This window comes from Haloferax sp. s1 (genome assembly GCF_058382125.1).
The window spans coordinates 1-1,962 of record NZ_JBZRPK010000209.1; the positions used below are offsets into that span (position 1 = coordinate 1).

2 protein-coding genes and 1 pseudogene are annotated in these 1,962 nt (G+C 64.7%); all 3 read right to left on the reverse strand.

The window, feature by feature from the left end; genetic code table 11:
* The coding region (locus tag QT222_RS01745; RefSeq protein ID WP_491476108.1) for an AIR carboxylase family protein at nucleotides 1-273 on the reverse strand (273 nt) is incomplete at its 3' end.
* A 113-nt stretch (nucleotides 274-386) separates the two neighbouring features.
* Nucleotides 387-1,535, reverse strand: coding sequence for a 5-(carboxyamino)imidazole ribonucleotide synthase (locus QT222_RS01750; protein WP_491476109.1), 1,149 nt, complete (start codon nucleotides 1,533-1,535; stop codon nucleotides 387-389).
* 126 nt (nucleotides 1,536-1,661) lie between these two features.
* Nucleotides 1,662-1,962, reverse strand: a pseudogene (locus QT222_RS01755) (flippase activity-associated protein Agl23); the annotation flags it as partial.

Below are 1,962 nucleotides of genomic sequence, written 5' to 3' on the forward strand. Positions count from 1 at the left end.
GTCGGCAGCCGTCTCGCCGTAGGCGTACAGCAGGTCCGGCGTCCGGTGCGCCGAGACGACGTACGTCTCGTAGGTAAAGCGCTCTTCGGGAGCGTTCTCGTAGTCCGTCTGCTCGCCGAACCCGAGGGCGTCCAGTGCCTCGTGCGCGCCGGACATCACATCGAGGTCGGAGTCGGACCCCATGATGATGCCCACGTCGGGCGTCGTTTCGGGGTCGCGGTCATCGTCGGCCTGTGCGTGCAGTTCGTCGATAAGGTCCTGTTCGGTCGTCATTGGTGTCTGTTTGTGTGGGATGTGGTACTCGAAAGGGAGTCAGTTCGAGTCGGTTGTATCGGTTAGGGTGGTTAGGTTGCCGGTTACTCAGTCGAAGAGTGGTCGCTGGTTGCTCAGTCGAAGCGAAGACCGTCTCGGAGTTCACGTGCGCGTCCGAGAAGCGTCTCTACATCCGTCTCATCGTTGCCGACGGCGGTGAGATGGCCCATCTTCCGCAGGGGTCGGGCCTCGTCTTTGCCGTACCAGTGCAGCGAGACGCCGGGGTCACAGAGCGGGTCTGCGAGACCGCCGAGGTGGGCCGGACGCGACTCGTCGACGGTTCCGAGGATGTTCGCCATCACGGTGGGCGAGCGGCGGGTCGTCGCCCCGAGTGGCCATCCGAGGACGGCACGAACGTGCTGTTCGAACTGCGAGCAAAGCGCGCCCTCGATGGTCCAGTGACCCGAGTTGTGCGGGCGCGGGGCGACTTCGTTCACGAGCACGTCGCCGTCCGCCGTCTCGAAGAGTTCGATACCGAAGACGCCGCGACCGGGCAGATGCGAGAGCACCTCACGAGCAACCCGGTCGGCTTCTTCGCTGACTTCGTCGGTCGTCCGCGCCGGAACGATAGTCTCCCGGAGAATCTCCTCCTCGTGGACGTTCTCGCCGACAGGGAAGGTTCGAATCTCGTCTTCGCCGCGAACGCCGATGACGGACAGTTCGCGCTCGAAATCGACGAAGGCCTCCGCCATGGCCGGGCCGCCGACCGCCTCGATAGCATCTTCCGCGTCTTCGAGGTCGGTGACCGGAACGTTTCCGCGGCCGTCGTAACCGCCGGTTCGGGCTTTCAGCATGACCGACCCGAACTCGTCGAGGGCGGCGCGAAGGTCGTCCGCGTCGTCGACGCGGTGGAACGGCGGAATCGGGATTCCGGCGTCGCCGAACGTCTTTTTCTGGACGAGTTTGTCTTCGATAGTTCGCAGCGCGTCGGGAGACGGGTGGACCGCGATTTCTTCCTCGGAAGCGAGTTCGTCGAGGAGGTCGGGGTCCGCGAGTTCGATTTCGAACGTCAGTGCATCGGCCCGTGCGGCGAGTTCCGCCATCGCCTCGGGGTCGTCGAAGTCGCCGACGATTTGGTCGGCAACCGCTGCGGCCGGGCAGTCGGGTGTCGGGTCGAGGACGACGATGTCGACGCCGAGCGGCGCGGCGGCCTCACCGAGCATACGCCCGAGTTGGCCCCCGCCGACGACGCCGAGCGTGGGTCCGGGTACAGTGACGGTCACAATCGCCGGTTTAGTATGTCGGTGCATAAACGTTGCCACCTTGGATGCCCAAATACTCACGTTCGTGGATAAAATAGAGCTATCATCGACGACTTCAGCGCCCTCAAACGTAGGCTCGTTGACGACTCAGCGCTCTGTCGAGTTCGCCGCGTCGAGTGCGTCCTGGTCGATGAAGACGACGACATCCTCGTTCCAGAGTTTGAATGCGTGCTGTCGGACGACGTAGCCGTCGAGTTCCGATTCGAGTTCGTCGCGGTCCCACTCGTAGGCGACGACGACCCGCGGTGCGTTCTCAGTCGCGTTTGAAACACCCGCATCCCGCCGGCTGCCCGTTCGGTACACGGCCGCCCCCTCGCCGGACCCCCGCAGCCGGAGGCGGGAATGCCACGGAGTGCCCGCTAGCGGGGGCGAGCCGGGTGCGACGTAG